Annotated in this window: 25 protein-coding genes and 4 tRNA genes; 10 read left to right on the top strand and 19 right to left on the bottom strand. The window is 60.2% G+C overall.

What is annotated here, in order from left to right:
* Nucleotides 1-112: 112 nt before the first annotated feature.
* From IF189_RS08710 to IF189_RS08690, 5 genes are all read right to left on the bottom strand, one after another.
* Complete coding sequence (locus IF189_RS08710; RefSeq protein WP_134825950.1) at nt 113-520, bottom strand: SEL1-like repeat protein; 408 nt, start codon at nt 518-520, stop codon at nt 113-115.
* Nucleotides 521-892, bottom strand: a complete 372-nt coding sequence (locus tag IF189_RS08705) for a hypothetical protein (RefSeq protein WP_003223109.1) — start codon at nt 890-892, stop codon at nt 521-523.
* Entirely contained in the window at nt 889-1,230 is a 342-nt protein-coding gene (locus IF189_RS08700) for a helix-turn-helix domain-containing protein (protein ID WP_007950435.1), read from the bottom strand. Before IF189_RS08700 ends, IF189_RS08705 begins: the two co-directional genes overlap by 4 nt.
* A gap of 114 nt (nt 1,231-1,344) precedes the next feature.
* A complete protein-coding gene (locus IF189_RS08695) occupies nt 1,345-1,800 on the bottom strand; it encodes a YkvA family protein (RefSeq protein WP_114881973.1) in 456 nt (151 codons plus the stop codon).
* A 294-nt stretch (nt 1,801-2,094) separates the two neighbouring features.
* Nucleotides 2,095-2,811, bottom strand: coding sequence for an FKBP-type peptidyl-prolyl cis-trans isomerase (locus IF189_RS08690; RefSeq protein WP_085710609.1), 717 nt, complete (start codon nt 2,809-2,811; stop codon nt 2,095-2,097).
* 270 nt (nt 2,812-3,081) lie between these two features.
* Here IF189_RS08690 and IF189_RS08685 point away from each other — a divergent pair, with 270 nt between their 5' ends.
* Both IF189_RS08685 and IF189_RS08680 read left to right on the top strand, forming a co-directional pair.
* Nucleotides 3,082-4,890 carry a di-heme-cytochrome C peroxidase gene (locus IF189_RS08685; RefSeq protein ID WP_192553127.1) on the top strand — a complete coding sequence of 603 codons (1,809 nt, stop codon included), beginning with the start codon at nt 3,082-3,084 and terminating at the stop codon, nt 4,888-4,890.
* Nucleotides 4,891-4,916: 26 nt separating this feature from the next.
* Nucleotides 4,917-6,053 carry a catalase family protein gene (locus IF189_RS08680; protein WP_192553565.1) on the top strand — a complete coding sequence of 379 codons (1,137 nt, stop codon included), beginning with the start codon at nt 4,917-4,919 and terminating at the stop codon, nt 6,051-6,053.
* Nucleotides 6,054-6,197: 144 nt separating this feature from the next.
* Here IF189_RS08680 and IF189_RS08675 read toward each other — a convergent pair.
* The 4 genes from IF189_RS08675 to IF189_RS08660 all read right to left on the bottom strand — a co-directional run bounded on the left by IF189_RS08675 (nt 6,198) and on the right by IF189_RS08660 (nt 6,731).
* Nucleotides 6,198-6,274: transfer RNA gene (locus IF189_RS08675), tRNA-Asp, on the bottom strand.
* 19 nt (nt 6,275-6,293) lie between these two features.
* Nucleotides 6,294-6,369: transfer RNA gene (locus IF189_RS08670), tRNA-Val, on the bottom strand.
* 190 nt (nt 6,370-6,559) lie between these two features.
* Nucleotides 6,560-6,636, bottom strand: a tRNA-Asp gene (locus IF189_RS08665).
* 19 nt (nt 6,637-6,655) lie between these two features.
* Nucleotides 6,656-6,731, bottom strand: a tRNA-Val gene (locus IF189_RS08660).
* A gap of 159 nt (nt 6,732-6,890) precedes the next feature.
* Here IF189_RS08660 and rdgC point away from each other — a divergent pair.
* The 3 genes from rdgC (at nt 6,891) to sugE (ending at nt 9,278) form a co-directional block, all read left to right on the top strand.
* Nucleotides 6,891-7,811, top strand: a complete 921-nt coding sequence (gene rdgC / locus IF189_RS08655; RefSeq protein WP_007950430.1) for a recombination-associated protein RdgC — start codon at nt 6,891-6,893, stop codon at nt 7,809-7,811.
* A gap of 74 nt (nt 7,812-7,885) precedes the next feature.
* Nucleotides 7,886-8,851 (top strand): bile acid:sodium symporter family protein, encoded by a 966-nt coding sequence (locus tag IF189_RS08650; RefSeq protein WP_134825948.1) that lies wholly within the window; start codon nt 7,886-7,888, stop codon nt 8,849-8,851.
* A 112-nt stretch (nt 8,852-8,963) separates the two neighbouring features.
* A complete protein-coding gene (sugE, locus tag IF189_RS08645) occupies nt 8,964-9,278 on the top strand; it encodes a quaternary ammonium compound efflux SMR transporter SugE (RefSeq protein ID WP_085682912.1) in 315 nt (104 codons plus the stop codon).
* Nucleotides 9,279-9,323: 45 nt separating this feature from the next.
* Here sugE and IF189_RS08640 read toward each other — a convergent pair whose 3' ends face one another.
* The 4 genes from IF189_RS08640 to IF189_RS08625 all read right to left on the bottom strand — a co-directional run bounded on the left by IF189_RS08640 (nt 9,324) and on the right by IF189_RS08625 (nt 14,105).
* Complete coding sequence (locus IF189_RS08640; protein WP_192553126.1) at nt 9,324-11,198, bottom strand: MFS transporter; 1,875 nt, start codon at nt 11,196-11,198, stop codon at nt 9,324-9,326.
* Between the two features lie 98 nt (nt 11,199-11,296).
* Entirely contained in the window at nt 11,297-12,448 is a 1,152-nt protein-coding gene (locus tag IF189_RS08635; protein ID WP_192553125.1) for a TDT family transporter, read from the bottom strand.
* A gap of 105 nt (nt 12,449-12,553) precedes the next feature.
* Nucleotides 12,554-12,865, bottom strand: a complete 312-nt coding sequence (locus IF189_RS08630) for a cupin domain-containing protein (protein WP_134825945.1) — start codon at nt 12,863-12,865, stop codon at nt 12,554-12,556.
* Between the two features lie 52 nt (nt 12,866-12,917).
* A complete protein-coding gene (locus IF189_RS08625; protein WP_134825944.1) occupies nt 12,918-14,105 on the bottom strand; it encodes an MFS transporter in 1,188 nt (395 codons plus the stop codon).
* Between the two features lie 91 nt (nt 14,106-14,196).
* On the opposite strand from IF189_RS08625, the gene IF189_RS08620 reads away from it, so the two are divergent.
* Nucleotides 14,197-14,739, top strand: coding sequence for a TetR/AcrR family transcriptional regulator (locus IF189_RS08620; protein ID WP_192553124.1), 543 nt, complete (start codon nt 14,197-14,199; stop codon nt 14,737-14,739).
* A 134-nt stretch (nt 14,740-14,873) separates the two neighbouring features.
* Nucleotides 14,874-18,344, top strand: coding sequence for a hybrid sensor histidine kinase/response regulator (locus IF189_RS08615; RefSeq protein WP_134825942.1), 3,471 nt, complete (start codon nt 14,874-14,876; stop codon nt 18,342-18,344).
* Between the two features lie 9 nt (nt 18,345-18,353).
* Here the strand turns inward: IF189_RS08615 and rmuC are convergent, their stop codons facing one another.
* Both rmuC and IF189_RS08605 read right to left on the bottom strand, forming a co-directional pair.
* Nucleotides 18,354-19,718, bottom strand: coding sequence for a DNA recombination protein RmuC (gene rmuC / locus IF189_RS08610; protein ID WP_167748735.1), 1,365 nt, complete (start codon nt 19,716-19,718; stop codon nt 18,354-18,356).
* 175 nt (nt 19,719-19,893) lie between these two features.
* Nucleotides 19,894-20,217 carry a hypothetical protein gene (locus tag IF189_RS08605; RefSeq protein ID WP_085710599.1) on the bottom strand — a complete coding sequence of 108 codons (324 nt, stop codon included), beginning with the start codon at nt 20,215-20,217 and terminating at the stop codon, nt 19,894-19,896.
* Nucleotides 20,218-21,170: 953 nt separating this feature from the next.
* On the opposite strand from IF189_RS08605, the gene IF189_RS08600 reads away from it, so the two are divergent.
* The 3 genes from IF189_RS08600 (at nt 21,171) to IF189_RS08590 (ending at nt 23,572) form a co-directional block, all read left to right on the top strand.
* Entirely contained in the window at nt 21,171-21,395 is a 225-nt protein-coding gene (locus tag IF189_RS08600) for a hypothetical protein (protein ID WP_007950419.1), read from the top strand.
* 276 nt (nt 21,396-21,671) lie between these two features.
* A complete protein-coding gene (locus IF189_RS08595; RefSeq protein ID WP_085710598.1) occupies nt 21,672-22,154 on the top strand; it encodes a hypothetical protein in 483 nt (160 codons plus the stop codon).
* Between the two features lie 146 nt (nt 22,155-22,300).
* Nucleotides 22,301-23,572 (top strand): OmpP1/FadL family transporter, encoded by a 1,272-nt coding sequence (locus IF189_RS08590; protein ID WP_192553123.1) that lies wholly within the window; start codon nt 22,301-22,303, stop codon nt 23,570-23,572.
* A 97-nt stretch (nt 23,573-23,669) separates the two neighbouring features.
* On the opposite strand, the gene IF189_RS08585 is transcribed toward IF189_RS08590, so the two are convergent.
* From IF189_RS08585 to IF189_RS08575, 4 genes are read right to left on the bottom strand one after another with little or no spacing between them, the layout of a single operon-like run.
* Nucleotides 23,670-24,230: a glutathione peroxidase gene (locus IF189_RS08585; RefSeq protein ID WP_085710596.1), complete on the bottom strand. Its 561-nt coding sequence runs from the start codon at nt 24,228-24,230 to the stop codon at nt 23,670-23,672.
* Between the two features lie 52 nt (nt 24,231-24,282).
* Complete coding sequence (locus tag IF189_RS28975; protein ID WP_256576024.1) at nt 24,283-24,408, bottom strand: hypothetical protein; 126 nt, start codon at nt 24,406-24,408, stop codon at nt 24,283-24,285.
* Nucleotides 24,405-25,613 carry an MFS transporter gene (locus tag IF189_RS08580; RefSeq protein WP_085710595.1) on the bottom strand — a complete coding sequence of 403 codons (1,209 nt, stop codon included), beginning with the start codon at nt 25,611-25,613 and terminating at the stop codon, nt 24,405-24,407. Before IF189_RS08580 ends, IF189_RS28975 begins: the two co-directional genes overlap by 4 nt.
* 53 nt (nt 25,614-25,666) lie before the next feature.
* Nucleotides 25,667-26,071, bottom strand: coding sequence for a MarR family winged helix-turn-helix transcriptional regulator (locus tag IF189_RS08575; protein ID WP_007950413.1), 405 nt, complete (start codon nt 26,069-26,071; stop codon nt 25,667-25,669).
* Between the last annotated feature and the right edge of the window lie 30 nt (nt 26,072-26,101).

The following is a 26,101-nucleotide window of genomic DNA, read 5'->3' as shown; positions in this document are numbered from 1 at the left end:
GCGAGTAGGCGAAGGATGTAGGAGAAGTCTGTAACTGAACTTTATCGAACAGCGGACGCAAAAACGGGGCGGGAGGTTTCCCTCTCGCCCCGCTCGCGGAACAGATGACTATTTACGAAGAAGAATGCCGGCCGGTCAGCTCTTTCAATTTGAGCTCTGCCAACGGATGTCCGGCCTTGGCGGCCATGGTCCACCAACGAGCCGCTTCCAAAGGGTCCGGAGCCTTGCTCGGTGTACCGGCAAGACTGATGACACCGACTTGATACGCGGCCTTGCCATCCCCGGCCAGCGCCGCCAGCCGCAGCAACCGGACACCCTCCTCACGCGCCCCCAGGCCAACACCGCGAAACGTCAGGATGTGCCCGTAGAAGCTTTGCGCGCCAACATCACCCAGGTTGGCCATGCGCGCAAACTGCCCTTCGAGCCAACGCCAGCCTCGGGGCTGACGGACAAACCACGACCAGTGAAACAGCCTGCGGGCCAGCCAGTAACTTGCCCGCGCCTTGAGTCGTAAAAACACTCAGGCCTCCGCCGATTCCGGGTACTCGTACTCAAAGACCCGCACCACTTCCGAGGCATGCCATGAGGCGGCGGCAACACCATCGGACGGGCCGGAAAATCGCCCCAGACGCTCGACACATTCAAAGAAACCGGTGCGTGGCAGGCGACTGGCGCCCTGGCTGATCACCAGCGAACTGCGCAACGGTTGTTCGGCTTTCGCGTCCAGCGCAGCCAGATGCTCCAGTGCAGCAGTCAGGGTCTGCATCGCCGGCGTCGGCAGTTGCAGACGTTCGAGCAAGGCTCGATAGGTCAGAAGATGGCGCTGCCTGCGCGCCTGGTCCAGCTCCCCCAGCAATCCGTCCCAATGTTGACGACTGATGCGTACGCTCACGATTGTTCCCTCCACCCTGGCACCGTCAACTCCCAGGCCAGGCTGCGGCGAATCGCAGCGTCGGGCAGACGCTCACCGCTTTCGATCATGGCCAGGTAAGACGGGCTGATGCCTACCGTGCGGGCGAGCGCCTCGATGGCGATGCCCTTCCCTTCGCGCAAACTGCGTAACTGATCCAGACCTGGAAGAATCGGGTCCGGTGTGGCCGCAAGCGGCGCTGGAGCCGGTTGCGACGGTGCTTCGTTAATGCCTGCTGCTTTCAGTAGAGCCTGATACTGAGCCCATGGCAGAACCGCATATTCGGGTTCGCCATCGCGTGCAATTATCTGAATATCCATGACTACCCCGTAGGACAACAACGCTTAGCGAGTCGGCACTTTTCCCTAGAAGTGTAATCCTAACAGCGGCCAAGGTCGTGGGGGGTATCTATCTGTATAAGAGGCTGTCGCGATTCAGGACTTTTTCGGACCCTGAAGCTGAAGTTGTTCGGGCGTATCGGGCAGGCGTTCGACAACTCTTAGCTTTTCCGGCGCCTGCCGTTGGCGCCACAAACGGAACGCACTGAGCTCGTCGTCGAGGGTTTTCATCACCCAGGCAAGGACGGCTATGTCATCAAGCATGCCGAAAACGGGAATGAAATCCGGGATCGCATCCACCGGGCTGAGGAAGTACATCAGGCCCGCAACGACCGAAATCATTGCCTTGGGACTGATTGCGCGATACTCGCCACGCCAGTACGCCAGGCACAGGGCCTGGAGCAATCGCAGATCATCCTTCAGTTTGCCGAGACGATTACCCTGGGCGGCGCCTTTGCTGGCCACGGCAAACAACAGCGTCGGCAAGCGGCCACGGGCCAGGAGTCGTCCGGCCAACGGCAGGAATCGGGCGAAATTCCATGGAGCTTTCATCTATTTCTCCCGTTGAAATGTTATCCACACAAATTGTGGATAACCTTGTGAACAGAGCTGCATTTCAACGCTGAGAGCCCCGGTTCATAAGGGCTGCGCTCAGATCGGGCGTTTTTTACTCACATAAAAAACCCCAATATTTCATTGACTTGGCGGCTCAGGGCGTCTAGCGCGGGCAGCTACAAAGTCTAGGACTGTCGTGGCGCCTGTCGGTTCGCTCTGTTTACGCCGGGCGCCGACCAGATGCAACAACGCCCCGCATTAGCGAGGCGTTGTTGTCGAAACCGGGGCCAATTACTTGGCTGCGGCGTCTTCCTTGGATGGATCCTTGATGGCCAGCAGTTCCAGGTCGAAAACCAGGACCGAGTTGGCCGGAATCGCCGGACTTGGCGATTGGGCGCCGTAAGCCAGATCGCTAGGGATGTACAGCTTGTACTTCTCGCCAACGTGCATCAGTTGCAGGCCTTCGACCCAACCCGGGATCACGCCGCTGACCGGCAGATCGATCGGGCTGCCGCGCTCGACGGAGCTGTCGAATACGGTGCCGTTGGTCAGCTTGCCGGTGTAGTGAACGGTCACTACGTCGGTAGGCTTGGGCTGTGGGCCGTCGGCTTTCTTGACCACTTCGTACTGCAGACCGGAAGCGGTGGTGGTCACGCCGGCTTTCTTGCCGTTTTCTTCGAGGAATTTCTTGCCGGCGGCTGCCGACTCTTCACTCATCTTGGCCATGCGCTCTTCGGCACGCTTTTGCAGTGCAGCGAAGGCTTCGACCAGATCTTCATCTTTCAGCTTCTGTTCTTTCTTGCCGACGGCATCTTCAATGCCCTGGGCTACCGCTTTGGAGTCCAGATCATCCATGCCTTCCTGAGCAAGGCTCTTGCCCATGTTCAGGCCGATACCGTAGGAAGCTTTTTGCGCCGGGGTTTTCAGCTCTACGCTGGTCTGCGAATCACAACCCGCGAGGACCAGGCTAACCAGGGCAACCGCCGCCGCCAACCGATGCTGTTTCATGCTATTTCCTTGTTCATGCGCCGAAAGGGCAATCGAGTAAAGCCGCGAGCTTATCAGGCCGCCACGACCAATGGCTACCGGCATGAGAGCAGGAATCTTCCGATAAGTTCAGGGATTAAAAAGCATTTGAGCAAAGCCATGATGAAGCTTCTGTCATCTTGCCCTGACAGTGACCGATGCCCCTTCCCACAACACTTGGCGTAATGGCCACTTGCCGCACACGACTCGGCTCAGGCATAACAGCGCAACAACTCGACAAGGATGTTCATCTTGCGCCTCTTATTCCGTGTGCTGACGCTGATCGTGGTACTGCTGGGACTGGTCCTGGCGGTGGTTCTCTACTATGTCGCCAATCCGAAACTGCCCTTCCCCGCCCCCGTAAAACAGGTGCATTACCTCCAGCAATGGAGCGATGAACAGCGTCAAACCTATTACTTCACGCCGCAAGGCACCCAGGTCAAAGGGCTACGTTATGAGTGGTTCCAGGCCCTGGAACTGCCGTTCTCGCAGCAACGTTTCGCCTCCCCGGAATACCTCGCACGCTTCGGTTTTCTGGTCGATCCGCAGCAAAAAGCCACGCCGAACAACCCGGGGAATCTGCCGGTGGGTTTCACCCGACATCAGAATCCGGGCAGCGCTGAGCAATATCTGGACATCACCTGCGCGGCCTGCCACACCGGTGAACTGCATCTCAATGGCCAGGCGGTGCGCATCGACGGCGGCTCGGCGCAGCACGTGTTGCCTTCCAGCGTTCCTACATTGCGCGGAGGCAGTTTCGGACAGGCCTTGGTTGCCAGTCTGGCTTCCACTTACTACAACCCCTGGAAATTTGAACGCTTCGCCCGGAACGTATTGGGTAACGACTACGACGCGCGGCACGAACAATTGCGCAAAGATTTCAAAAGCTCGCTGAATACATTCCTGAAAGTGGCGTGGAACGACACCCATCGCGGCCTCTACCCCACCGAGGAAGGCCCGGGACGCACCGATGCATTCGGGCGCATCGCCAACGCAACCTTCGGCGATGCAATCTCCCCCACCAACTATCGCGTGGCCAACGCTCCAGTGGATTACCCGCAACTGTGGGACATGTGGACCTTTGACTGGGTGCAATGGAATGGCTCGGCGCAGCAGCCGATGGCGCGCAACATCGGCGAGGCGCTGGGGGTTGGCGCGACCTTGAATTTCTTCGATGCCAACGGCCAGCCGCTGCAGGGCGATGAACGTTATGCCTCGAGCGTGCGCGTACGCGATCTGCACAAGATCGAAGAAACCCTGCAAAAGCTTCAGCCACCCGCATGGCCAGAAGAACTGTTTGGCAAAGTCGACAAACCACTGGCGGCCAAGGGTCGAACACTGTTTGCCGAAAACTGTGCTGGCTGCCATGTGCCTCGGGTGACGCAAGAAGGCGAACGCTGGGTCCAGCATCTGCACATGCTGCCGGTGGACGTCATCGGCACCGATCCGAATGCGGCCAACAACATCGCCAACCACCGTTTCGACCTGACAGCGCTGCAATGGAATCTGGCGGAACTGGAGAAAATGGACGTGAAGTTGCATCCCACGCCCAAAGAACCACTCGATCTCAGCCAGTTATCCGTGGCCAAGGGCCTGGCTTACGTGACGGCGTTCGTTGAAAACCGCGCTTATCGTGAAGCGGGCGTCACAGCGCAGGAAAAACCAGAACTCGACGGTTTCGGCCTGCCCATCGGCGTCCGCGAGAAAGTCGCCTACAAGGCTCGTCCGCTCGCTGGCGTGTGGGCCACCCCGCCATTCCTGCACAACGGCTCGGTGCCGAGCCTGTATCAACTGCTGTCGCCGCAGGATGAACGCTCCACCACTTTCTATAAAGGCACTCTGGAATACGACCCTCGCCATCTGGGTTATCGCACCGAAGCCTTTACCAACGCTTTCCTGTTCGACACGCGCATCACCGGCAACCACAACAGTGGCCATGAATTTCGCGCCGGCGAGCGTGGTAACGGGGTCATCGGACGATTGTTGCAGCCTGAGGAGCGCTGGGCGCTGCTGGAATATCTGAAAGTGCTGGGCGGCCCGCTGGAGGCGCAATTGCCATGATCTTCAATTCGTTCAAGAAACCATCGATGCTGGCGCGATTCTGGTTGTGGCTGGGGCGGTTGCTGGGTAAAACCCTGCTGTTTTTGCTGTTGATCGGACTGATCGGCTGGGCTTTGGCAACCGCCTGGTTTACCTGGGAGCACCGGGGACCGGTATCGGCACTGGAGCAGATTCCGGACGGTGAAGCGGCCATGACGCAGGACGTGATCCAGACCGCTGTGCGAATTGTCGATCAGCACCGGGAAAGTACGCGTTTTCTGCGCGACGCCCATGCCAAGGCTCACGGTTGTGTGAAGGCCGACGTGCAAGTGCTGCCGGATCTGGCTCAGGATCTGCGGCGCGGTGTGTTCAGCGAGCCGGGCAAGATCTGGCAGGCGACGATGCGTCTGTCCAACGGTAACGCCTATCCGCAATTCGACAGCATCCGCGATGCCCGGGGCATGGCGATAAAATTGCTCGATGTGCCGGGCAAACAGTTGCTGGGTGACCGTCAGGGCCTGCACGAGCAGGATTTCGTGATGTTCAGCCATCCGAATTTCTTCGTCAGCGATGTCGCTGAATATCGTCAGAATGTGGCGGCGCAGGCTGACGGCAAAAAGGTCATGGCGTTCTTTCCGGGCTGGGACCCGCGAAACTGGCAGATCAGGCATTTGTTCATTGCGCTGGCAACGCTTTCTCCGCCGCCAGAGAGCCCGACGCGTACGACCTACTTTTCGGTATCGCCTTACAAGTTCGGCGAGGCCAATGCGAAGTTCCGGGTGATGCCGGATCCGGACAACTGCCCGGCGTACACGCTGCCGAAGCAAAACCAGGATCTGCCGAACTTCCTGCGCAGTGCGCTGAATCAGCAACTGTCCACGGATCGGGTGCCCGCCTGTTTTGTGTTGCAGATCCAGCGTCAGGACGCGAACAAGTACATGCCGATCGAAGACACCAGCATCGAATGGCGCGAACAGGACAGTCCGTTCCAAACCGTAGCCAGAATCACCCTGCCCCCGCAGGACTTCGACACCCCGGCCCTGAACCTGCAATGCGACAACCTGTCGTTCAATCCATGGTTCGGCATCGAGGCCCATCGCCCGATTGGCGGGATCAATCGCCTGCGCAAAGCGGTGTATGAAGCAGTGAGTGATTACCGGCACAGTCGCAACGCCAGCCAGTAACAAACCGCAGAAACGAAAAAAGCGACCCGCAGGTCGCTTTTTTTTGCCCGAACGAGCCAAAAGCCAATCACCAGACAGCAAAAAGCCCGCACTGGGCGGGCTTTCCGTGGTGACCTGGCGTTCAGTGTTCCAGGTTACCGAATATGGCGCAGCGGACGGGACTCGAACCCGCGACCCCCGGCGTGACAGGCCGGTATTCTAACCGACTGAACTACCGCTGCGCGAAACGCTTGAAACGAATGGTGGGTGATGACGGGATCGAACCGCCGACATTCTGCTTGTAAGGCAGACGCTCTCCCAGCTGAGCTAATCACCCTTCGCTTCGTTACGGGACGCATTATGCCACAAGTTTTCGTAAAGTGTTGATTTAATTGAAGTTTTTTTCAAATAAATCCGAAAACCGGTGAAACGACACATTCCGCATGTACAACTCGAGGCAGAAAAAAACCCGCCTTGGCGGGTTCTTCCGTGGTGACCTGGCGTTCAGTGTTCCAGATTACCGAATATGGCGCAGCGGACGGGACTCGAACCCGCGACCCCCGGCGTGACAGGCCGGTATTCTAACCGACTGAACTACCGCTGCGCTAAACACTTGAAACGAATGGTGGGTGATGACGGGATCGAACCGCCGACATTCTGCTTGTAAGGCAGACGCTCTCCCAGCTGAGCTAATCACCCTTCGCTTCGGTGTGGCGCGCATTCTACGGAGCGACCCAACCTCTGGCAAGCACTTTTTTAAATAATTTTCTCAGGCCTTCCAAAGGCTTAGAGAAGGGTTGGCCTATGACCCGGCGAAGACAATAATGCCCCCCTTTGTATAAAGGAGAGACTCACCCCATGTGGTTCAAGAACCTGCTTATCTATCGCCTGACCCAAGACCTGCCTGTCGATGCCGAGGCGCTGGAAACTGCACTGGCCACCAAACTGGCGCGTCCATGTGCAAGCCAGGAGTTGACCACCTACGGTTTCGTCGCGCCATTCGGCAAGGGCGAAGATGCGCCACTGGTGCACGTCAGTGGTGACTTCCTGCTGATCTCCGCCCGTAAGGAAGAACGCATTCTGCCAGGCAGCGTCGTGCGTGACGCGGTCAAGGAGAAGGTCGAAGAGATTGAGGCCGAGCAGATGCGCAAGGTCTATAAGAAGGAACGCGATCAGATCAAGGATGAAATCATCCAGGCGTTCCTGCCGCGCGCCTTCATCCGCCGCTCGTCGACCTTCGCTGCCATCGCGCCGAAACAGGGCCTGATCCTGGTCAACTCGGCCAGCCCGAAACGCGCCGAAGACCTGCTCTCCACCCTGCGCGAAGTGATCGGCACCCTGCCGGTTCGCCCGCTGACCGTGAAAACCGCGCCGACCGCCGTGATGACCGAATGGGTCACCACCCAGCAAGCCGCCCCGGACTTCTTCGTGCTGGACGAGTGCGAACTGCGCGACACCCACGAAGACGGCGGCATCGTGCGTTGCAAGCGTCAAGACCTGACCAGCGAAGAGATCCAGCTGCACCTGAGCACCGGCAAAGTGGTGACTCAACTGTCGCTGGCCTGGCAGGACAAACTGTCGTTCATGCTCGACGACAAGATGACCGTCAAACGCCTGAAGTTCGAAGACCTGCTGCAGGATCAGGCGGAACAGGACGGCGGCGACGAAGCCCTCGGCCAACTGGACGCCAGCTTCACCCTGATGATGCTGACGTTCGGCGACTTCCTGCCGGCACTGGTTGAAGCACTGGGTGGTGAAGAGACGCCGCAGGGGATCTAAGCCTCTGCGCAGTCTTTGAGTTATCTTCAAACGCCACCGCTTCGGTGGCGTTTTCACATAATAAGGAACAGGCCATGCGCGCACTGGCTGCACTGAGTCGTTTTGTCGGCAACACCTTCGCTTACTGGGTTCTGATTTTCGCCGTGGTCGCGTTTCTGCAACCGGCGTGGTTCCTCAACCTGAAAGGCGCAATCGTGCCGCTGCTCGGGCTGGTGATGTTCGGCATGGGCCTGACCCTCAAACTCGACGACTTCGCCGCCGTCGCCCGCCATCCGTGGCGAGTGGCTCTGGGCGTGGTTGCGCATTTCGTGATCATGCCGGGTATGGCGTGGTTGCTCTGCCAGATTTTCCATCTACCGCCGGAAATCGCCGTCGGGGTGATTCTGGTCGGTTGCTGTCCGAGCGGCACTTCTTCAAACGTCATGACCTGGCTGGCCCGGGGCGATCTGGCGCTGTCGGTAGCCATCGCCGCCGTCACCACCCTCCTCGCCCCGCTGCTGACGCCGGCGCTGATCTGGCTGCTGGCCTCGGCCTGGTTGCCGGTTTCGTTCATGGAATTGTTCTGGTCGATTCTGCAAGTGGTGCTGCTACCGATCGTACTCGGCGTGGTGGCGCAACGACTGCTCGGTGACAGGGTTCGTCACGCGGTGGAGGTTTTGCCGCTGGTGTCCGTGATCAGCATCGTGATCATCGTCGCCGCCGTGGTGGCTGCCAGTCAGGCGAAAATCGCCGAATCCGGCCTGCTGATTATGGCGGTGGTGATGCTGCACAACAGCTTCGGCTACTTGCTGGGTTACTTCACTGGACGCCTGTTCGGCTTGCCGCTGGCGCAGCGCAAGTCCCTGGCGCTGGAGGTCGGGATGCAGAACTCGGGGCTGGGTGCCGCGCTGGCCAGTGCGCACTTTTCACCATTGGCGGCGGTTCCGAGCGCGCTGTTCAGTGTGTGGCACAACATTTCCGGGGCGCTGCTTTCGACGTATTTCCGCCGGATGAGTGAGAAGGAAGATCGTGAGGCTCTGGCTCAGCAGCCTGCCGACTGACCGGGTCCCCGGCGCACATTATTAGGTACTATGTGCGCCACGCGGGGACGACCCTGCGGCTCAATCGAGTTTTCAATCCGGGGACGGCCCCGTCAATCGATGGAGGTCTTTCATGTCCTGGATCATTCTGTTTTTCGCCGGTCTGTTCGAAGTCGGCTGGGCCGTCGGCCTGAAATACACCGATGGCTTCACTCGCCCACTTCCGACCGTTCTCACCGTCGCAGCCATGGCAGTCAGCCTTGGACTGTTGGGTCTGGCGATGAAGGAACTGCCGCTGGGCACGGCTTACGCGATCTGGACTGGCGTCGGTGCCGTGGGCACGGTGATTGCCGGGATCATACTGTTCGGTGAGTCGATGGCATTGATTCGGCTGGCCAGCGTTGCACTGATCATCACCGGATTGATCGGGCTCAAGGTCAGCGCCTGAACCGTTGCCGCCATCCTTCGGGGATGGCGGCTTCACCCACATCAGCTACCTGACTGCCCCGCGCAACTCTCCGACCAGCGCTTGCAACTCGGCAGGCTGAGCTGACTCGACTGCCACTGGCGAACCCGCCACCAGCGTCACCCGCGACCACAACCGATGAAACAGCCCTTTATTGGGATCGCGACTGAAGAAACTCCCCCACAACCCCTGCAACGCCAGCGGAATCACCGGCACCGGCGTTTCTTCGAGAATCCGTGTCAGCCCGCCTTTGAACTCGTTGATCTCACCGTCAGCGGTCAACTTGCCTTCGGGGAAGATGCACACCAGCTCACCGTCCTTCAGATACCGGGCAATCCGGGTGAAGGCCTTTTCGTAGATCTGAATGTCTTCCTGGCGTCCGGCGATAGGAATCGTCCCCGCCGTACGGAAGATAAAGTTCAGCACCGGCAGGTTGTAGATCTTGTAGTACATGACAAAGCGAATCGGCCGACGCACCGCGCCGCCAATCAGCAAGGCATCGACGAACGAAACGTGGTTGCACACCAGCAACGCCGCGCCCTCGTCGGGAATCGCTTCAAGGTTGCGATGCTCGACGCGGTACATGGAATGGCTGAGCAGCCAGATCATGAAGCGCATGCTGAACTCGGGGACGATCTTGAAGATGTAGGCGTTGACGCCGATGTTCAGCAGCGACACCACCAGGAACAGCTGCGGAATCGACAGCTTGACCACGCTCAGCAACACGATGGAGACGATGGCCGAAATCACCATAAACAGCGCGTTGAGAATGTTGTTGGCAGCGATCACTCGCGCCCGCTCGTTCTCGGCGGTGCGCGACTGGATCAGCGCATACAGCGGCACAATATAGAAACCACCAAAGATGCCGAGGCCGAGGATGTCGACCAGCACAGCCCAGGCGTGACCGAAACCGAGGACTTCAGTCCAGCTGTGGCCAACGGCGCTCTCCGGGATTCCACCGGAATGCCACCACAGCAACAGCCCGAAAACCGTCAGGCCGAACGAGCCGAACGGCACCAGACCGATCTCGACCTTGCGCCCGGAAAGCTTCTCGCAAAGCATCGACCCGAGGGCGATGCCGACCGAAAACACGGTAAGAATCAGGGTGACCACGGTTTCGTCGCCGTGCATCCATTCCTTCGCATAAGCCGGGATCTGCGTCAGATAAATCGCCCCGACGAACCAGAACCACGAGTTGCCGACAATCGAGCGCGACACTGCAGGCGTCTGGCCCAGCCCGAGTTTCAGCGTGGCCCAGGACTGGCTGAAAATATTCCAGTTCAGGCGCATTTCCGGCGAGGCGGCTGCCGCCCGGGGAATGCTGCGGCTGGCGAGGTAACCGAGTACGGCGATGCCGACAATCGCGGTCGATACCAGCGGCGCATAGTGCGACGAGGACATGATTACCCCGGCGCCGATGGTGCCGGCCAGAATCGCCAGAAACGTGCCCATTTCCACCAGACCGTTGCCGCCAACCAGCTCATCCTCGTGCAAGGCCTGCGGCAGGATCGAGTACTTCACCGGCCCGAACAGCGCCGAGTGCGTGCCCATGGCGAACAGTGCCACCAGCATCAACGACAGGTGATCGAACAGGAAGCCGACGGATCCCACGGCCATGATGGCAATTTCCGCCAGTTTGATCAGACGGATCAGCGCATCCTTGGCGAACTTTTCCCCGAACTGCCCCGCCAGTGCCGAAAACAGGAAGAACGGCAGAATAAACAGCAGCGCACACAGGTTGACCCAGATCGAGCGGTCACCTTCGATGGTCAGCCGATAGAGAATGGCGAGGATCAGCGATTGCTTGAACACGTTGTCGTTGAACGCGCCCAGCGACTGGGTGATGAAGAACGGCAGGAAGCGCCGGGTACGCAGCAGGTTGAACTGTGAGGGGTGACTCATCTTCCGTGTGTCCCTGATGTTGGGTAACGAGTGGCCTGGATACGCTTATTGGAATGTCGATCCGCGATCCAGGCCACACCTTACCTAAACTTTTCAGGTTATTTCTTCAAACCTGCAATGCACGGTGAAACAAACAGCTCGCCGCGCCAGGCGCCTTGCAATGTGCGCTTGCCGACGATCAGCCACATCACCGCCAGCAACGTCACCAGCACACAACCGGCCACGCTGAAGAAAGTCAGGTTCAGCGTGCTGCCCAATTTCAGGGTCGCCAGCGAATACACGCCCAACGGGAAGGTAAAACCCCACCAGCCAAGATTGAACGGGATGCCGTCGCGCAGGTAGCGCACGGTGATCAGCAGTGCCATCAACATCCACCACAGACCAAAACCCCACAGCGTGATTCCGGCCACCAGGCCCAGGCCCGAAGCGATTTCACCGATCCCCGGCAGACCGTTGGCCGCGAAGATCGCTGGCGCATCACCGCCCAACAGCAACATGCCCAGGGCACCGGTGCCGATCGGCCCCAAAGCGAGCCAGCTCGAAGCGGCCATGTTTTCGTGAGGCAGTTTGTGCAGGGCCATGCGCAACAGCAGAATGGTCAGAATGCTGAACGCCACCGGCAGGGAAAACGCCCAGAGCACGTAGCTGGTCGTCAGCACTACCAATTGCGAGTGCGCGTCGGCGAGATGCGGCGCGAGCAGTCCACCGCTGGCCGCCGCCACTTCCGCCGCCACCACCGGCAACAACCAGACGGCGGTCATCTGATCGATGCTGTGTTCCTGGCGAGTAAACATCATGTAGGGAATCAGCACACCACAGGCCAGCGACATCGCCACGTCCAGCCACCACAGCACTTCAGCCAGATGAATGACGCCCTCGCCCCAGCGCGGCAGGCCGAACAGCAGAAAACCGTTGATGATGGTCGCCAGGCCCATGGGAATGGTGCCGAAGAACATCGAAACCGTTGAGTGCCCGAAGATCCGCCGCGCCTCATCAAAAAACAGAATCCAGCGTGCGGCGTAGGCAGCGGTAAACAGCACGAACAACAGAATGTTGAACAGCCACAGCCCTTCGGCCACGGCGTGCAGCCCCGGGATGGCGACGGGCAGTTGCGCCAGCGCCAACGCCAGCACACCGGTACCCATGGTCGCGGCGAACCAGTTCGGTGTGAATTGACGGATCACTTCACGCGGGTGCTGAAGCTGACTGAAAGGCTTGATACCGGGTTTGGCACTGTTGGGGCAAATCATCATGAACTCCTGTCCTCAGGTGAGGTTGAGTCCATGGTAGAACTGAATCGAATATCTATATAACGGGTAATTTCTCTAACTGTTATCTATTTTGTAGATAAAGGCCTAAACGCTGCCTTCGGTCTCGATCACCAGAATCCGCGCGACGCCTTGCGGATGGGCAACATGCTCAGTGCCGACGGACGCGTAGAAGATGTCACCGACATCGAGTTGCACCTGCTTTTCTTCGCCCTCTTCGCGGTAGTGCATGAGCACCTGACCGTCGAGCACCACGAACACTTCCTCGCCGTCGTTGACGTGCCATTTGTACGGCTGGTCGGTCCAGTGCAATCGCGTGGTGATGCCGTTCATGTTGGCGATGTCGAGCGCGCCCCAGGCACGCTCGGCGGTGAAGGACTTGCTGCGGATAATCTTCATGAGTCGATCCGTGAGAAGAGTTGGCTGGCCAAGGCTAACCGAATCCGCAGGCTTATGGCGCGCTGCAGGTCTTGGCCGCCTGCGCACGGAAACTCATCAACAGCGCGCCGACCGCCAGTACGATCAGTACCGCGCCATACACATCGGTGGTCGCCAGCAGGCCCAGGCTGTGGGTGAAGTGCCCGGCCAGCAACGCCGGCAGACAGAACGCCAGGTAACTCAGTACATAGAATGCCGACATCAACCCTGCGCGCTCATGGGGCAACGCCAGCGGCACCAGACTGCGTACCGCCCCCAGAAACCCGGAGCCGAATCCACAACCGGCGACCAGCGTACCGAAGAAGAACAACGACAGACTGGCGCTGTGCACGCCCAGCAGCATCAGCACGATGCCGGCCGGCAGCAGGCTTGCGCCGAGTTGCAGCGCCCGGGAGGCTGGTCGATTGCGCAGAGTGAAAATCATCAGGGCACCGGTAACGGTCAATGCCGCCACGGTCGCGCCGCCGATCAGATTGGAAGTGGAACCGGTCGCCGTGCGTACCAGCGATGGAGCGAGCGAGGCATAGAAACCGCCGAGCGCCCAGGTCGCGGTGTTCAGCGGCAACACTCGCCATAGCGTCGAGCGCGCCTGAACCGGCACATGCAGGGTCGGCCGCAGCGAGGCCCATGCTCCGGCTTGCGGCGAGACACTTTCCGGTAAGCGCCAGACATAAATGCCCTGCAACACAAACAGCACAAGCAGCAGCCAATAGGTCAGTTGCAGCGGTGCAGGCGCGAATTCCACCAGCAAACCGCAGCCCATCGAACCTAGCGCCATGCCAAGCAACGGTGCCACGCTGTTGATCAGCGGCCCTTGTTGACGGTCAGTGTCCAGCAGCGTCGCGCTCAACACGGCGGTAGCCATGCCGGTGGCAAATCCCTGCAGCACTCGCGCGCCGATCAGCCAGCCCACGCTGTCGGCGTAGATAAACAGCAACATCGCCAGGACATTCAGGGCAACCGCGGTGAAAATCACCGGCTTGCGTCCCAAATGATCCGACAACGAGCCGACCGTCAGCAGCGCGGCCAGCAGACTCAGCGCGTAGACGCCGAAAATCAGGGTCAGTACCGCTGCCGAAAAATGCAGGTGGTCCTGATACAGGTGATACAACGGCGTCGGCGCGGTGGAAGCGGCGAGAAAACTGAGTAAGGTGATCGCCAGAAACCACAGGCTGGAACGGTGGGAAGCAAGGCTGGTCATGGGCACACTCCGCAAAAGCTAATTTTTTGCTTTTGCGGAGTGTGCTCTTGGCTTGCGCTTAAAGCAAATTCTTTGTGTTAAGGTCTGCCGCATGGCTATTAAAGAAGGTTTACGCCCGGGCGGTCGCAGTGCCCGGGTGCAAGAGTCGATTCACTCGGCAGTCCGCGCACTCCTGCAAGAACAGGAGCGCTCAACGGTGACCGTCCCGCAAATCGCGGCGCGTGCGGGCGTGACGCCGTCGACGATTTATCGACGCTGGGGCGATCTGGCCGCCTTGCTGGCTGACGTCGCCCTCGCCCGCATGCGCCCCGACAGCGAGCCGGCTGAAACCGGCAGCCTGCGCAGCGATATCCGTGCGTGGGCCGAACAATATCTCGACGAAATGAGTTCGGAACCCGGGCGTAACATGATGCGCGACGTGCAGGCGAGCGCGACGCCAGGTTATTGCGTGACGATCATCGGCGCGCAGTTGCAGACCATCATCGAGCGCCACCCCGAAGAACCGGCGCCGAGCGTGGATCGGCTGATCAATCTGGTGGTGTCCCCGGTGGTGTTCCGCATTCTATTTTCGGCAGCGCCGCTGGAAGTCGAAGAACTTCACCGCTTGATCGACATCGCATTCAAGCCGGACTGACCACGGAACCGCCCGGTTCTGTTCCTGCGACACCCCGCCACGCCACGACCTTGGTCGACACTGACTAACCGCCGCGCACATGCGAGACTGTCTGGCCGGGCGCGAGTCCGGTCGTATTCTGTCGGGAGTGCTCCATGTCGTTGTCCACCGGGCTGATCGCCGCCGTCGCCCTGGCCTATATGGCCATCATGTTCGCCATCGCCTTCTACGGCGACCGTCGCAGCGCACCGTTGCCGCCGCGGATGCGCGCCTGGGTGTACAGCCTTTCGCTGGCGGTCTACTGCACCAGCTGGACGTTCTTTGGCGCGGTCGGTCAGGCCGCCGAACAATTGTGGTCATTCCTGCCGATTTACCTCGGGCCGATCCTGCTGTTGCTGGGCGCACCGTGGGTCCTGCAAAAAATGGTGATGATCAGCAAGCAGGAGAACATCACCTCCATTGCCGACTTCATCGCCGCCCGTTACGGCAAATCCCAATCGCTGGCGGTGGTGGTCGCGCTGATCTGTCTGGTCGGCGTTCTGCCTTATATAGCCTTGCAACTCAAAGGCATTGTCCTCGGCGTAAACCTGTTGATCGGCGCCGGCGCCGACGCCATGGGCACCCGCGCTCAGGACACCGCACTGATCGTGTCGCTGGTGCTGGCGCTGTTCACCATCGTCTTCGGCACGCGCAACCTCGACGCCACGGAGCACCACCGGGGCATGGTGCTGGCGATTGCGTTCGAGTCGCTGGTGAAGCTGTTCGCCTTCCTCGCCGTCGGCGCCTTCGTCACCTATGGCCTGTATGACGGCTTCGACGACCTGTTCAATCAGGCGATGCTCGCCCCGCGCCTGGAGGAATACTGGAAAGAAACCATCAACTGGCCGTCGATGGTGGTGCAGACCGGCGTGGCAATGATGGCGATCATCTGCCTGCCCCGTCAGTTCCACGTCACCGTGGTGGAAAACATCGACCCGCAGGATCTGCGCCTGGCCAAGTGGGTGTTTCCGACTTATCTGGCCTTGGCCGCGCTGTTCGTAGTCCCGATCGCCCTGGCCGGTCAGATGATGCTGCCCAGCTCCGTCCTCCCGGATTCTTTCGTCATCAGCCTGCCGCTGGCCCAGGCCCACCCGGCGCTGGCGATGCTGGCGTTTATTGGAGGAGCCTCGGCGGCCACCGGCATGGTGATCGTCGCGAGTGTGGCGCTGTCGACCATGGTCTCCAACGACATGCTGTTGCCGTGGCTGCTGCGCCGCAACAACGCCGAGCGGCCGTTCGAAGTGTTCCGCCAGTGGATGCTCTCGGTGCGTCGGGTCAGCATCGTGGTCATTTTGTTGCTGGCTTACGTCAGCTACCGCCTGCTCGGTTCCACCGCGAGCCTGGCGACCATCGGCCAGATCGCCTTCGCCGCCGTGACCCAACTGGCGCCAGCCATGCTCGGTGCGCTGTACTGGAAACAGGCCAACCGCCGCGGTGTATTCGCCGGCCTCGCCGCTGGCACGTTCCTCTGGTTCTACACTTTGATCCTGCCGATTGCAGCTCGCAGCCTCGGCGTGCCGCTGGAGACGTTCCCGGGACTTGCCTGGCTGCACAGCAATCCGCTGAACCTGCCGATCACTCCGCTGACCCAAGGCGTGGTGCTGTCGCTGGCGGGTAACTTCACGTTGTTTGCCTGGGTCTCGGTACTGTCGCGCACCCGAGTGTCGGAGCACTGGCAGGCCGGGCGCTTCATCGGTCAGGAAATCAGCGCCCGGCCGAGCGCACGCTCGATGCTGGCGGTGCAGATCGACGACTTGCTGCAATTGGCGGCACGGTTTGTCGGTGAAGAGCGCGCACGCCAGAGCTTCATCCGCTTCGCTTATCGCCAAGGCAAAGGCTTCAACCCGAACCAGAACGCCGACGGTGAATGGATCGCCCACACCGAGCGATTGCTGGCCGGTGTCCTCGGCGCTTCTTCGACGCGAGCTGTAGTAAAAGCCGCCATCGAAGGTCGGGAAATGCAGCTGGAGGACGTCGTGCGGATCGCCGACGAAGCCTCGGAAGTGTTGCAGTTCAACCGCGCGCTGCTGCAAGGCGCCATCGAGAACATCACCCAGGGCATCAGCGTGGTCGACCAGTCGCTGAAACTGGTGGCCTGGAACCGGCGCTATCTGGAGTTGTTCAACTACCCGGACGGCTTGATCAGCGTTGGTCGGCCGATTGCCGACATCATTCGCTACAACGCCGAGCGTGGTTTGTGCGGCCCCGGCGAAGCGGAAGTCCACGTCGCCCGGCGCCTGCACTGGATGCGTCAGGGCCGCGCCCACACCTCCGAGCGATTGTTCCCCAATGGCCGGGTGATCGAGCTGATCGGCAACCCGATGCCCGGCGGCGGTTTCGTCATGAGCTTCACTGACATCACCGCGTTCCGCGAGGCTGAGCAGGCACTGACCGAGGCCAACGAAGGGCTGGAACAACGGGTCAGCGAGCGGACTCAGGAACTTTCGCAACTCAACGTCGCGTTGACAGAGGCCAAAGGCAATGCCGAGGCCGCCAACCAATCGAAAACCCGCTTCCTTGCAGCGGTCAGTCACGACTTGATGCAACCCTTGAACGCGGCGCGGCTGTTCTCCGCCGCCCTCTCCCATCAGGACGATGGCTTGAGTGGCGAGGCGCAGAAACTGGTGCAGCATCTGGACAGCTCGCTGCGTTCGGCCGAAGACCTGATCAGCGACCTGCTGGACATTTCCCGCCTGGAAAACGGCAAAATCAACCCGGATCGCAAGCCGTTCGCGGTCAATGAGCTGTTCGACACCCTTGGTGCCGAGTTCAAGGTTCTGGCGCAGGAGCAGGGTTTGAACTTCCGGGTGCGCGGCAGTCACTTGCGCATCGACAGCGACATCAAGCTGCTGCGACGGATTCTGCAGAACTTCCTGACCAATGCCTTCCGCTACGCCAAAGGTCCGGTGTTGCTGGGCGTGCGCCGGCGCCGGGGTGAGGTTTGCCTGGAGGTCTGGGATCGTGGGCCGGGGATTCCGGAAGACAAGCAGCAGGTGATTTTCGAAGAGTTCAAACGCCTCGACAGCCATCAGACCCGCGCCGAGAAAGGCCTGGGCCTGGGGCTGGCGATTGCCGACGGCTTGTGCCGGGTGCTCGGGCACACCTTGCGCGTACGTTCATGGCCGGGGCGCGGCAGCGTGTTCAGTGTGCGGGTGCCGCTGGCGCGGACGCAGACTGCACAGCCGAGCGCTGCGGTCGAACTCAACGGCAAGCTGCACAGCGGCGCGCAGGTGCTGTGCATCGACAATGAAGACAGCATTCTGATCGGCATGAACAGCCTGCTCACGCGTTGGGGTTGTCAGGTGTGGACGGCGCGCAACCGCGAGGAATGCGCGGCGCTGCTCAACGATGGCGTGCGGCCACAACTGGCGCTGGTGGACTTCCACCTCGATCACGGCGAGACCGGCACCGATCTGATGGCCTGGTTGCGTACAAGCCTGGGCGAACCGGTGCCCGGCGTGGTGATCAGCGCCGACGGGCATCCGGAGACCGTGGCGCAGGTGCATGCAGCGGGGCTGGATTACCTGGCCAAACCGGTGAAACCGGCGGCGTTGCGGGCGTTGTTGAGTCGCTATTTGCCGCTCTAGAAGAGCGGCTTATTCAGGCAGTTCGACCAGGCCGTCGGCATCGGTCATTGCACGCTCCAGCAGATCCGCCGGCAGGCTCTTGCTCGCTCGTGCGCCGAGCAGTTTGAGCTGCTCGCTGCGGCTGACCAGGTTGCCGCGCCCTTCTGTCAGTTTGTTTCGCGCTGCGCTGTAGGCTTTGTCCAGTTGCTGCAGGCGATTGCCGACTTCGTCCAGATCCTGAATAAACAGCACGAACTTGTCGTACAGCCATCCGGCACGTTCGGCGATTTCCCGGGCGTTCTGGCTCTGGCGTTCCTGTTTCCACAGACTGTCGATGACCCGCAGGGTGGCGAGCAGCGTGGTCGGGCTGACGATCACGATATTACGGTCGAAGGCTTCCTGGAACAGCGTCGGCTCGGCTTGCAGCGCCGCGGAAAACGCCGCTTCGATGGGCACGAACAGCAAGACGAAATCAAGGCTGTGCAGGCCTTCCAGACGTTTGTAGTCCTTGCCGGCCAGGCCTTTGACGTGGCTGCGCAGCGACAGCACATGCTGCTTCATGGCGATCTGGCCAATCGCATCGTCGTCGGCCGCCACATATTGCTGGTACGCCGTGAGGCTGACCTTGGAGTCGACCACCACCTGCTTGTCGCCCGGCAGGTAAATGATCACGTCCGGCTGGAAGCGCTCGCCGTCCGGCCCCTTGAGGTTGACCTGGGTCTGGTACTCGCGACCCTTCTCCAGCCCGGCATGCTCGAGGACTCGCTCGAGGATCAGTTCGCCCCAGTTGCCCTGGGTTTTCTGGCCTTTCAGGGCGCGGGTCAGGTTGGTGGCTTCATCGCTCAGGCGCAGGTTCAGTTGCTGAAGACGCTCCAGTTCCTTGGCCAGGGAGAAGCGCTCGCGGGCTTCGGCCTGATAGCTTTCTTCGACCCGTTTTTCGAAGGACTGTATGCGTTCTTTCAGGGGATCAAGCAATTGGCCGAGGCGCTGCTGGCTGGTTTCGGCGAAACGCTGTTCACGCTCGTCGAAGATCTTGCCCGCCAGCTCGGCAAACTGGGCGCGCAACTCGTCGCGGGAGCCTTGCAGGTCATCGAGACGTTGTTGATGGCTTTCCTGCTGTTCGCGCAATTCGGCATTCAGGGAAGCGGCCTGAGCATCCAGGCGCCGCAGTTCGGCTTCCTTGCTGGCACGTTCGAGGCTCCAGGCATGGGCAGCGTCACGGGCATCGTCGCGCTCGATCTGCAACAGTTCGACTTCCCGGCGCACGGCCGCAAGATCGGCTTGCTTGGCGGCATTGGCCTGGCCGAGGTCGGCGATTTCGTCGCGACAGGCTTCGAGCTGGGCGTTGAGGCCGTCCTGGGCCATTTGCGCCGTGGCCAGTCGTTCTTCGAGCAATGCAACTTCAGACTCGCCATGACTGGCCCGGCGCTGCAGTTGCCAGGCCAGCGCCAGCAGCGGTAACGCCGCGCCTGCCAAGCCGAGCAAGATGCTGGTCAAGTCCATCGCCATAGTGATTCCCGCCGATCCTATAAAACCTGAAGGTTAACCAAGGCGTCAGGTCTTGGACAGCTCAGTCTTCGATCAGGCCGAGTTCCTGTTGCGCACGCCGATCACCCGCACGGGCGGCCTGACGCAGCAGATCCTGGCCGATACGACGATCCCGCGCGTTGCCACACTCACGGCACATCAACTGGCCAAGGCGGCTTTGCGCCGCGACCACGCCTTCCCGGGCCGGTTGTTTGAGCAGGCGGCCGGCGAGGTGTTTGGCGTTCTGGCTGTCGCCCAGGCGCGGGCTGTCGAGCAGCCATTCGGCCACGCGCACGGAAAATCGCTTGGGAGCGGTAACACGAGGGGGTTGGGAAGTAACAGAATCTGGAGATGAACGAAACTTCATAAAGCACTGTGGGACAGATCGGAGGGCGCGCCACTCTACTCTTTTTTTCGCACAGGTAAAGTCGAAAAAAACCCGGCACGCCCGTGCTAGAGCAAGCGCTCGGGACAATCCACAGAAGCTGTGGATAACTCAGTGGACAACCGCCCCCGACTCGCCGCAAAGCCTTGTGGAATGGGGCCCGCAGTCAAACTGACGATTTTTTCACCAGTAAAAAAAAGCGATGTTTTTCATTGACTTAAACTTTCGTTACAGGCAGCCACCGGGGTCAGGTTCGATGTGACAGCGTCGTTACCGTCCGCGCAACTAATGTGCACAAGTACCTGTTACGCGGTTATATCGGTGCGCTTTTTCGGGTCGTTTTGCCAGTCGGACTGGGGATAAGCCCTTGCGCTGTGCTGATTCGGCTCACCTACCGTGACGACCGACGGTCGGAATGTGAGCCAAATCAGGGCGGGGCCTACACTCAAGGAACAGTCCGCCCGCTGCTTTTTAAAAATCAGGTTTGCCTTCCTCGACGTGTTCCGTTAGTATCCGCGGCGTTAGTACCAAGCTGAAAGTCAATTCCGGTCGAACAACCCCCACGGTCAGCCTTCTCTCAGAGAAGCCTCCACCGACAAAGCGGGCCCGACCCCTCGATGGTTTCCAGGTAAATCTTGCGACGACACAGCCTTTGAATCGAATCAAAGGATGTTGCAAAGACCTCTTACTCTGACCGAACCAACCTGCAAATTGATCAGGATCTTCACCCCGGGCCCAGAACCTCTGCCCTCGATGTGTTGCCTGTCCTCCTAAGTACCTACCTGCCAGCCCAAGCGCGCCAACTTGTCAGCGCTTCAAACTGGCTGCTTTGTTCCAGTCGGGTTCTTCGTTCGACCAATGGTGGTCTGCGTTACTGGAACGTTTTAACGTTGCACGGTTCTTATCCGTGTCATTTGTAGGAACACCTAATAACTATGTCTACTCAAATCCAGACTCAGGATGCCATTCGCACCCTAACCAACGCTTTTGCTCCAATGAACTGCCTGATCATGGCCGCTCGCAAAGGCTGCTTCAGCTTCACCGTGGTCAATGAACACGGGATCGCCCGCCACAGCGAGCGTCTGTACCCTGATCAATACTCCAGCGCCGAACCGCTGCAGGCCGTGATTGATCGCACCCGCCAGGCATTGATCGCCTGAGAGGCTGAAATGGCTGCAAAAGCAAAAGCCCCGCCTGAAAAGCGGGGCTTTTTATTGCCCGATGTTTCTCTTTTTACCCTTCCCGGTTAAGCACCAACCGATATAACGGTTATAACTGCCCGCCGGAAATATTTTAAAAACAGGCCTTTACGTCGCGAAGATGACACTACACTTCAACTCAAGCGGCGTGATCCGCTTCCGGCGGGCCTGATTCGATCCACAGCTGCCAAGCTCCCCTTCAGGTCTCGCCGCCCAATAACAAGATCCGAGGGTTTTATGGGTATCGCTGCCAGCGAACTGTGCCGCTATGTGATCCGTCCCACGCTGATTTATCTGGGACGTCACTGCGCCACCGCCGAATCCCTGCTGCTGGGCATCGCCGCCAGCCAGTCCGCCCTGGGTTCAGCCCTGCATGACCGCCGTGGCCATGGCCTGTACCGGATTGCCGAGCATCGCCACCAGGCGCTGTGGGACCATTACCTGGCGCTCGATCCGGAGCGCGCCAGCCTGGTTCGCGGCCTCGCCAGCCAGCATGCCTTTCTCAGCAGTCCGCACCTCGAACTGACCGTCAACCTGCGTTACGCCACTGCCATTGCCTGGCTGCTGGTGGAAGAACAGACCCCCACCCTCCCCGACCCGGACGACCTGCTCGCAATGGCCCGCATCTGGCGTCAGACCTTTCAACCCCAGGGTCGCCTGCGCGACTTCACCTGTGCATGGCAGACCTGTGTTTCACCGCTGAATCAGGTCGCGTGCTGACTCACCGGTTTCGCAAGATCGGCCAACGGGTCGCGAATCTGGTCGGATTGTCCTACAAAACCGCTCTAACTCAAGCCATACGGACTATAGCGCTGGGACGAAAATGTTGGTAATTTTCGCCCCGGTGATCACCAGGAGTTCTAATAATGAAAAAAGTAATGCTCAAAACCACCATCAGCCTCGCCGTTTCCCTGGCATCCACGCAGATTTTCGCCGCTGGCTTTGCCATCAACGAACACAGCATCAGCGGGATGGGGACCGGGTACGCCGGGCGATCTTCTTCTGCCGACGACGCAAGCACTGTTTACGGCAACCCTGCCGGCATGTCGCGCCTCACTCGCGAACAAGTCACCGGTGGCGTTGCATTCCTCGATGCCAAGACCGATATCAGCGACGCCAGCTCCAGCCCCAACGGCGGCAGCAACAAAGGCGACATGGTGCCCTTCACCTCAGTTCCTATGGGTTTCTACGTCAAGCCGATCGATGAGCATTGGGCATTCGGCCTGGGTGTGTACGTACCCTTCGGCCTGATTACCGACTATGAAAAAGGCTTTGCCGGCCGCTACTTCGGCAGCAAGTCCGAAGTACAGGTCATCACCTTCCAGCCGACTGTCAGCTACAAGTTCAACGACGTGGTGTCGATCGGTTTCGGTCCGACCATCAACCGTATCGACGGCACCCTGGAATCCAACCTGTCGGTCACTCAGGCCGCGCCGGATGGCAAGGTCAAGATCAAGGGTGACGACACCGCGCTGGGCTACAACATCGGTGTTCTGGTACAAGCGACCGACACTACTCGCCTGGGCCTGACTTACCACTCGAAAGTCGACTACAAGCTCGAAGGCAACACCAAGGTCAACTACGGCGCACTGGCCGCAGTCGGTCTGGGCGCCAGCCAGAAGTACGACGCTTCGCTGAAGATCACGACGCCTGAATCCGTGGACTTCTCGGTAACCCAGGCAATCAACGACCGCTGGAACGTCTACGCCGGTACCACCTGGACCCGCTGGAGCCAGCTGGAAAAGATCACCGTCAAGAACTCCGGTGTACAGCCTCTGCTGGCCGGTCAGTTCGGCGAGATCACCGAAGAGCAGAACTGGCATGACAGCTGGGCTTACGCCGTCGGTACTTCCTATCAGCTGAACAAGGAATGGGTACTGCGTACCGGTCTGACCTTCGACCAGTCGCCGACCAACAACGTCGATCGTTCGCCGCGCATCCCGACCGGTGACCGGACCATCTTCAGCATCGGTGCCGGCTGGAGCCCGACCGATGACCTGACCATCGACGTGGCCTACTCCTACCTGAAGGAAGAAGCCGTCAAGATCCGCAACGAAAACGATCGTGGCCAGACCTACGATGCCAAGTATGAAAACTCGGCAAACGGTTTCGGTGTCGGTGCGACCTACCGCTTCTGATGCTGCACGGCGAGGCTGAGCTCTTCATCATTTGAGGCCTCGCTCACAAAAAAGCCCCGCTCTCTTTGCAGAGGCGGGGCTTTTTAGTGGGCGTCGATCAGGGTTTCAGCGGTTTCGACGCAATGGCTTTCTCGATGGCCGCGAGAAATTCCGGATCATCCGGCTTGGTCAGGCTGGAAAAATTGGCGATCACCTTGCCCTGTCGATCGACCACGTATTTATAGAAATTCCACTTCGGCGCGCTGCTTTGCGCGGCAAGTACCTGGAACAGGTGGGTGGCACCGTCACCACGGACTTTCTGCGGCTCGGTCATGGTGAAGGTCACGCCGTAGTTGGCGTAGCAGACCTTGGCGGTCTCGGCGCTGTCCTTGGACTCTTGCTTGAAGTCATTGGAGGGTACGCCGAGCATTTCCAGCCCTTGCGCCTTGTAGCGCTGGTTGAGCGCTTCGAGGCCTTCGAACTGCGGGGCGAAACCACAGAAGCTGGCGGTGTTGATCACCACCAGCGGCTTGTCGGCGTAGCGCTGGCACAGGTCGATGGATTCCTTGGCCCGCAATTTGGGCAGCGAACCTTGCAGCAATTCCGGACAGTCCGCGGCCTGGGCCAGTCCGGTCAACGCCATCAGCAACGCGGGAACAGCACACCAGCGCTTGAGCATGTCGGGCATCCTTGAGCAGTCGTCAGAACCCGACGTTACTCGCCCTCAGAGCCTACAGGCAAGCGCCCATGCCCAACTGCATCAGCGCCAGGCCGCCCTGATGCCAGCCCCACCACACCAGCGCCAGCAAGACAGCGCCGAGTGCGGTGATAGCGATTCGTGGCCAGATTCGCTTCATGCCGCGCTCGTACGGGCCTGCAGACGCTCGACCGGACGCTCGCGCACCGGCCAGTTCAGCGCGGCCGCCAACAGGCTCAAGAGAATCGCCACTTGCCAGATCAAGTCGTAACTCCCGGTCCGGTCATACACCACCCCGCCCAGCCAGCCGCCGAGGAACGAGCCGAGCTGATGGAACAGGAACACGATCCCGCCGAGCATGGACAGGTTTCGTACGCCAAACAAGGTCGCCACCGTACCGTTGGTCAACGGCACGGTCGACAGCCACAGGAACCCCATCGCCATACCGAACAGATACGCCGTAGTCGTCGTCACCGGCAGCCAGAGGAACAGCACGATCACCACCGCCCGCAGCAGGTACAGCCCGGTCAGCAAACGCGGCTTGGACATGCGCCCGCCGAGCCAGCCGGCGGTGTAGGTGCCGAAGATGTTGAACAGCCCGATCAACGCCAGCACCGTGGTGCCGACGGTGGCCGGCAAATGCTGATCGACCAGATAGGCCGGCAGGTGCACACCGATGAACACCACCTGGAAACCGCAGACGAAGAAGCCGAAAGCCAGCAGCCAGAACCCGGAGTGCGAGCAGGCTTCACGCAACGCTTCGGACAGGGTCTGCTCATGCCCAAGCACTGGCAGTGGCTTGTCCTTGAGCATGCTCACCAGCGGCACGATCAGCGCCACCAGCAAACCCAGCACCAGCAACGCGGCCGACCAGCCCAGCCAGCCAATCAGGCCGAGGGTGCCCGGCAGCATCGCGAACTGGCCAAAGGACCCGGCGGCGCTGGCGATACCCATGCCCATGCTGCGTTTTTCCGGCGGAACCGCACGACCGACCACCCCGAGAATCACCGAGAAAGAAGTTCCTGAGAGCCCGATACCGATCAGCAAGCCGGCACTCAGGGACAGACCCAAAGCGGTCTCCGACAGCCCCATGAACACCAGGCCCAAGGCGTAGAGCACGCCACCGATCAGCACCACTTTTGCCGCGCCGAAGCGGTCAGCCAGCGCGCCAGTGAAGGGTTGCGCCAGGCCCCAGATCAGGTTCTGCAATGCGATGGCGAAGGCGAACACCTCACGCCCCCAACCAAACTGGGCGCTCATTGGCGACAGAAACAGCCCGAAGCCGTGCCGCACGCCCAATGACAACGCCAGAATCAGCGCACTCCCCAGCAACACCCAACCGCACGTACGCCACATCGAACTCATTGTTATTCTCCAGTCGCGGGTATATACCCGCTTAAACTCGGAAAAACCGGCCCTCAGGCCAGTTCATCCAACAGCCGCAGCAAGGTTTCACGCTTCTCGGCACCCAGCCGGTCGATCAACCGCTGTTGCGCCGCTTCCCAGGCCGGTAAAGCCGCTGCCAGACGCTGTGCGCCGGTTTCAGTCAGCCGGACGATGCGATTGCGCATGTCTTCGCCCTCGGCCAGCGCCACCAGCCCTTCGCCTTCCAGCACCCGCAGATTGCGCCCGAGGGTGCTGCGATCCAGGCCCATCGCTTCGGCCAGTTCGGAAATGCTCGGTTGATCCAGACGCTGCAGGTTGCACAGCAGAGAATACTGGGCAACGTTGATCCCGAAGCCGTCGAGAGCGCCGTCGTAATGCCTGCTGACGCCACGGGCGGCGCGACGCAGGTTGGTGCACAAACACTGAGAAGGAAGCATGATGCGTGTATATACCCGCGACTGTATTAA

Source organism: Pseudomonas sp. IzPS59 (assembly GCF_014863505.1).
GTDB classification, from domain to species: domain Bacteria; phylum Pseudomonadota; class Gammaproteobacteria; order Pseudomonadales; family Pseudomonadaceae; genus Aquipseudomonas; species Aquipseudomonas kribbensis.
This window is presented reverse-complemented; position numbering and strand designations above follow the sequence as displayed.

What these genes read in the sequence shown, in the direction of transcription:
- sugE (WP_085682912.1), top strand. Translation starts at nt 8,964, where the DNA reads ATGTCCTGGATCATTCTGTTTTTCGCCGGTCTGTTCGAAGTCGGCTGG.
- IF189_RS08650 (WP_134825948.1), top strand. Translation starts at nt 7,886, where the DNA reads ATGCGCGCACTGGCTGCACTGAGTCGTTTTGTCGGCAACACCTTCGCT.
- IF189_RS08635 (WP_192553125.1), bottom strand. Translation starts at nt 12,448, where the DNA reads ATGATTTGCCCCAACAGTGCCAAACCCGGTATCAAGCCTTTCAGTCAG.
- IF189_RS08690 (WP_085710609.1), bottom strand. Translation starts at nt 2,811, where the DNA reads ATGAAACAGCATCGGTTGGCGGCGGCGGTTGCCCTGGTTAGCCTGGTC.
- IF189_RS08600 (WP_007950419.1), top strand. Translation starts at nt 21,171, where the DNA reads ATGTCTACTCAAATCCAGACTCAGGATGCCATTCGCACCCTAACCAAC.
- IF189_RS08630 (WP_134825945.1), bottom strand. Translation starts at nt 12,865, where the DNA reads ATGAAGATTATCCGCAGCAAGTCCTTCACCGCCGAGCGTGCCTGGGGC.
- IF189_RS08700 (WP_007950435.1), bottom strand. Translation starts at nt 1,230, where the DNA reads ATGGATATTCAGATAATTGCACGCGATGGCGAACCCGAATATGCGGTT.
- IF189_RS08680 (WP_192553565.1), top strand. Translation starts at nt 4,917, where the DNA reads ATGCTGGCGCGATTCTGGTTGTGGCTGGGGCGGTTGCTGGGTAAAACC.
- IF189_RS08625 (WP_134825944.1), bottom strand. Translation starts at nt 14,105, where the DNA reads ATGACCAGCCTTGCTTCCCACCGTTCCAGCCTGTGGTTTCTGGCGATC.
- IF189_RS08575 (WP_007950413.1), bottom strand. Translation starts at nt 26,071, where the DNA reads ATGCTTCCTTCTCAGTGTTTGTGCACCAACCTGCGTCGCGCCGCCCGT.
- rdgC (WP_007950430.1), top strand. Translation starts at nt 6,891, where the DNA reads ATGTGGTTCAAGAACCTGCTTATCTATCGCCTGACCCAAGACCTGCCT.
- IF189_RS08605 (WP_085710599.1), bottom strand. Translation starts at nt 20,217, where the DNA reads ATGAAGTTTCGTTCATCTCCAGATTCTGTTACTTCCCAACCCCCTCGT.
- IF189_RS08585 (WP_085710596.1), bottom strand. Translation starts at nt 24,230, where the DNA reads ATGCTCAAGCGCTGGTGTGCTGTTCCCGCGTTGCTGATGGCGTTGACC.
- IF189_RS08640 (WP_192553126.1), bottom strand. Translation starts at nt 11,198, where the DNA reads ATGAGTCACCCCTCACAGTTCAACCTGCTGCGTACCCGGCGCTTCCTG.
- IF189_RS08580 (WP_085710595.1), bottom strand. Translation starts at nt 25,613, where the DNA reads ATGAGTTCGATGTGGCGTACGTGCGGTTGGGTGTTGCTGGGGAGTGCG.
- IF189_RS08620 (WP_192553124.1), top strand. Translation starts at nt 14,197, where the DNA reads ATGGCTATTAAAGAAGGTTTACGCCCGGGCGGTCGCAGTGCCCGGGTG.
- IF189_RS28975 (WP_256576024.1), bottom strand. Translation starts at nt 24,408, where the DNA reads ATGAAGCGAATCTGGCCACGAATCGCTATCACCGCACTCGGCGCTGTC.
- IF189_RS08615 (WP_134825942.1), top strand. Translation starts at nt 14,874, where the DNA reads ATGTCGTTGTCCACCGGGCTGATCGCCGCCGTCGCCCTGGCCTATATG.
- IF189_RS08590 (WP_192553123.1), top strand. Translation starts at nt 22,301, where the DNA reads ATGAAAAAAGTAATGCTCAAAACCACCATCAGCCTCGCCGTTTCCCTG.
- IF189_RS08595 (WP_085710598.1), top strand. Translation starts at nt 21,672, where the DNA reads ATGGGTATCGCTGCCAGCGAACTGTGCCGCTATGTGATCCGTCCCACG.
- IF189_RS08695 (WP_114881973.1), bottom strand. Translation starts at nt 1,800, where the DNA reads ATGAAAGCTCCATGGAATTTCGCCCGATTCCTGCCGTTGGCCGGACGA.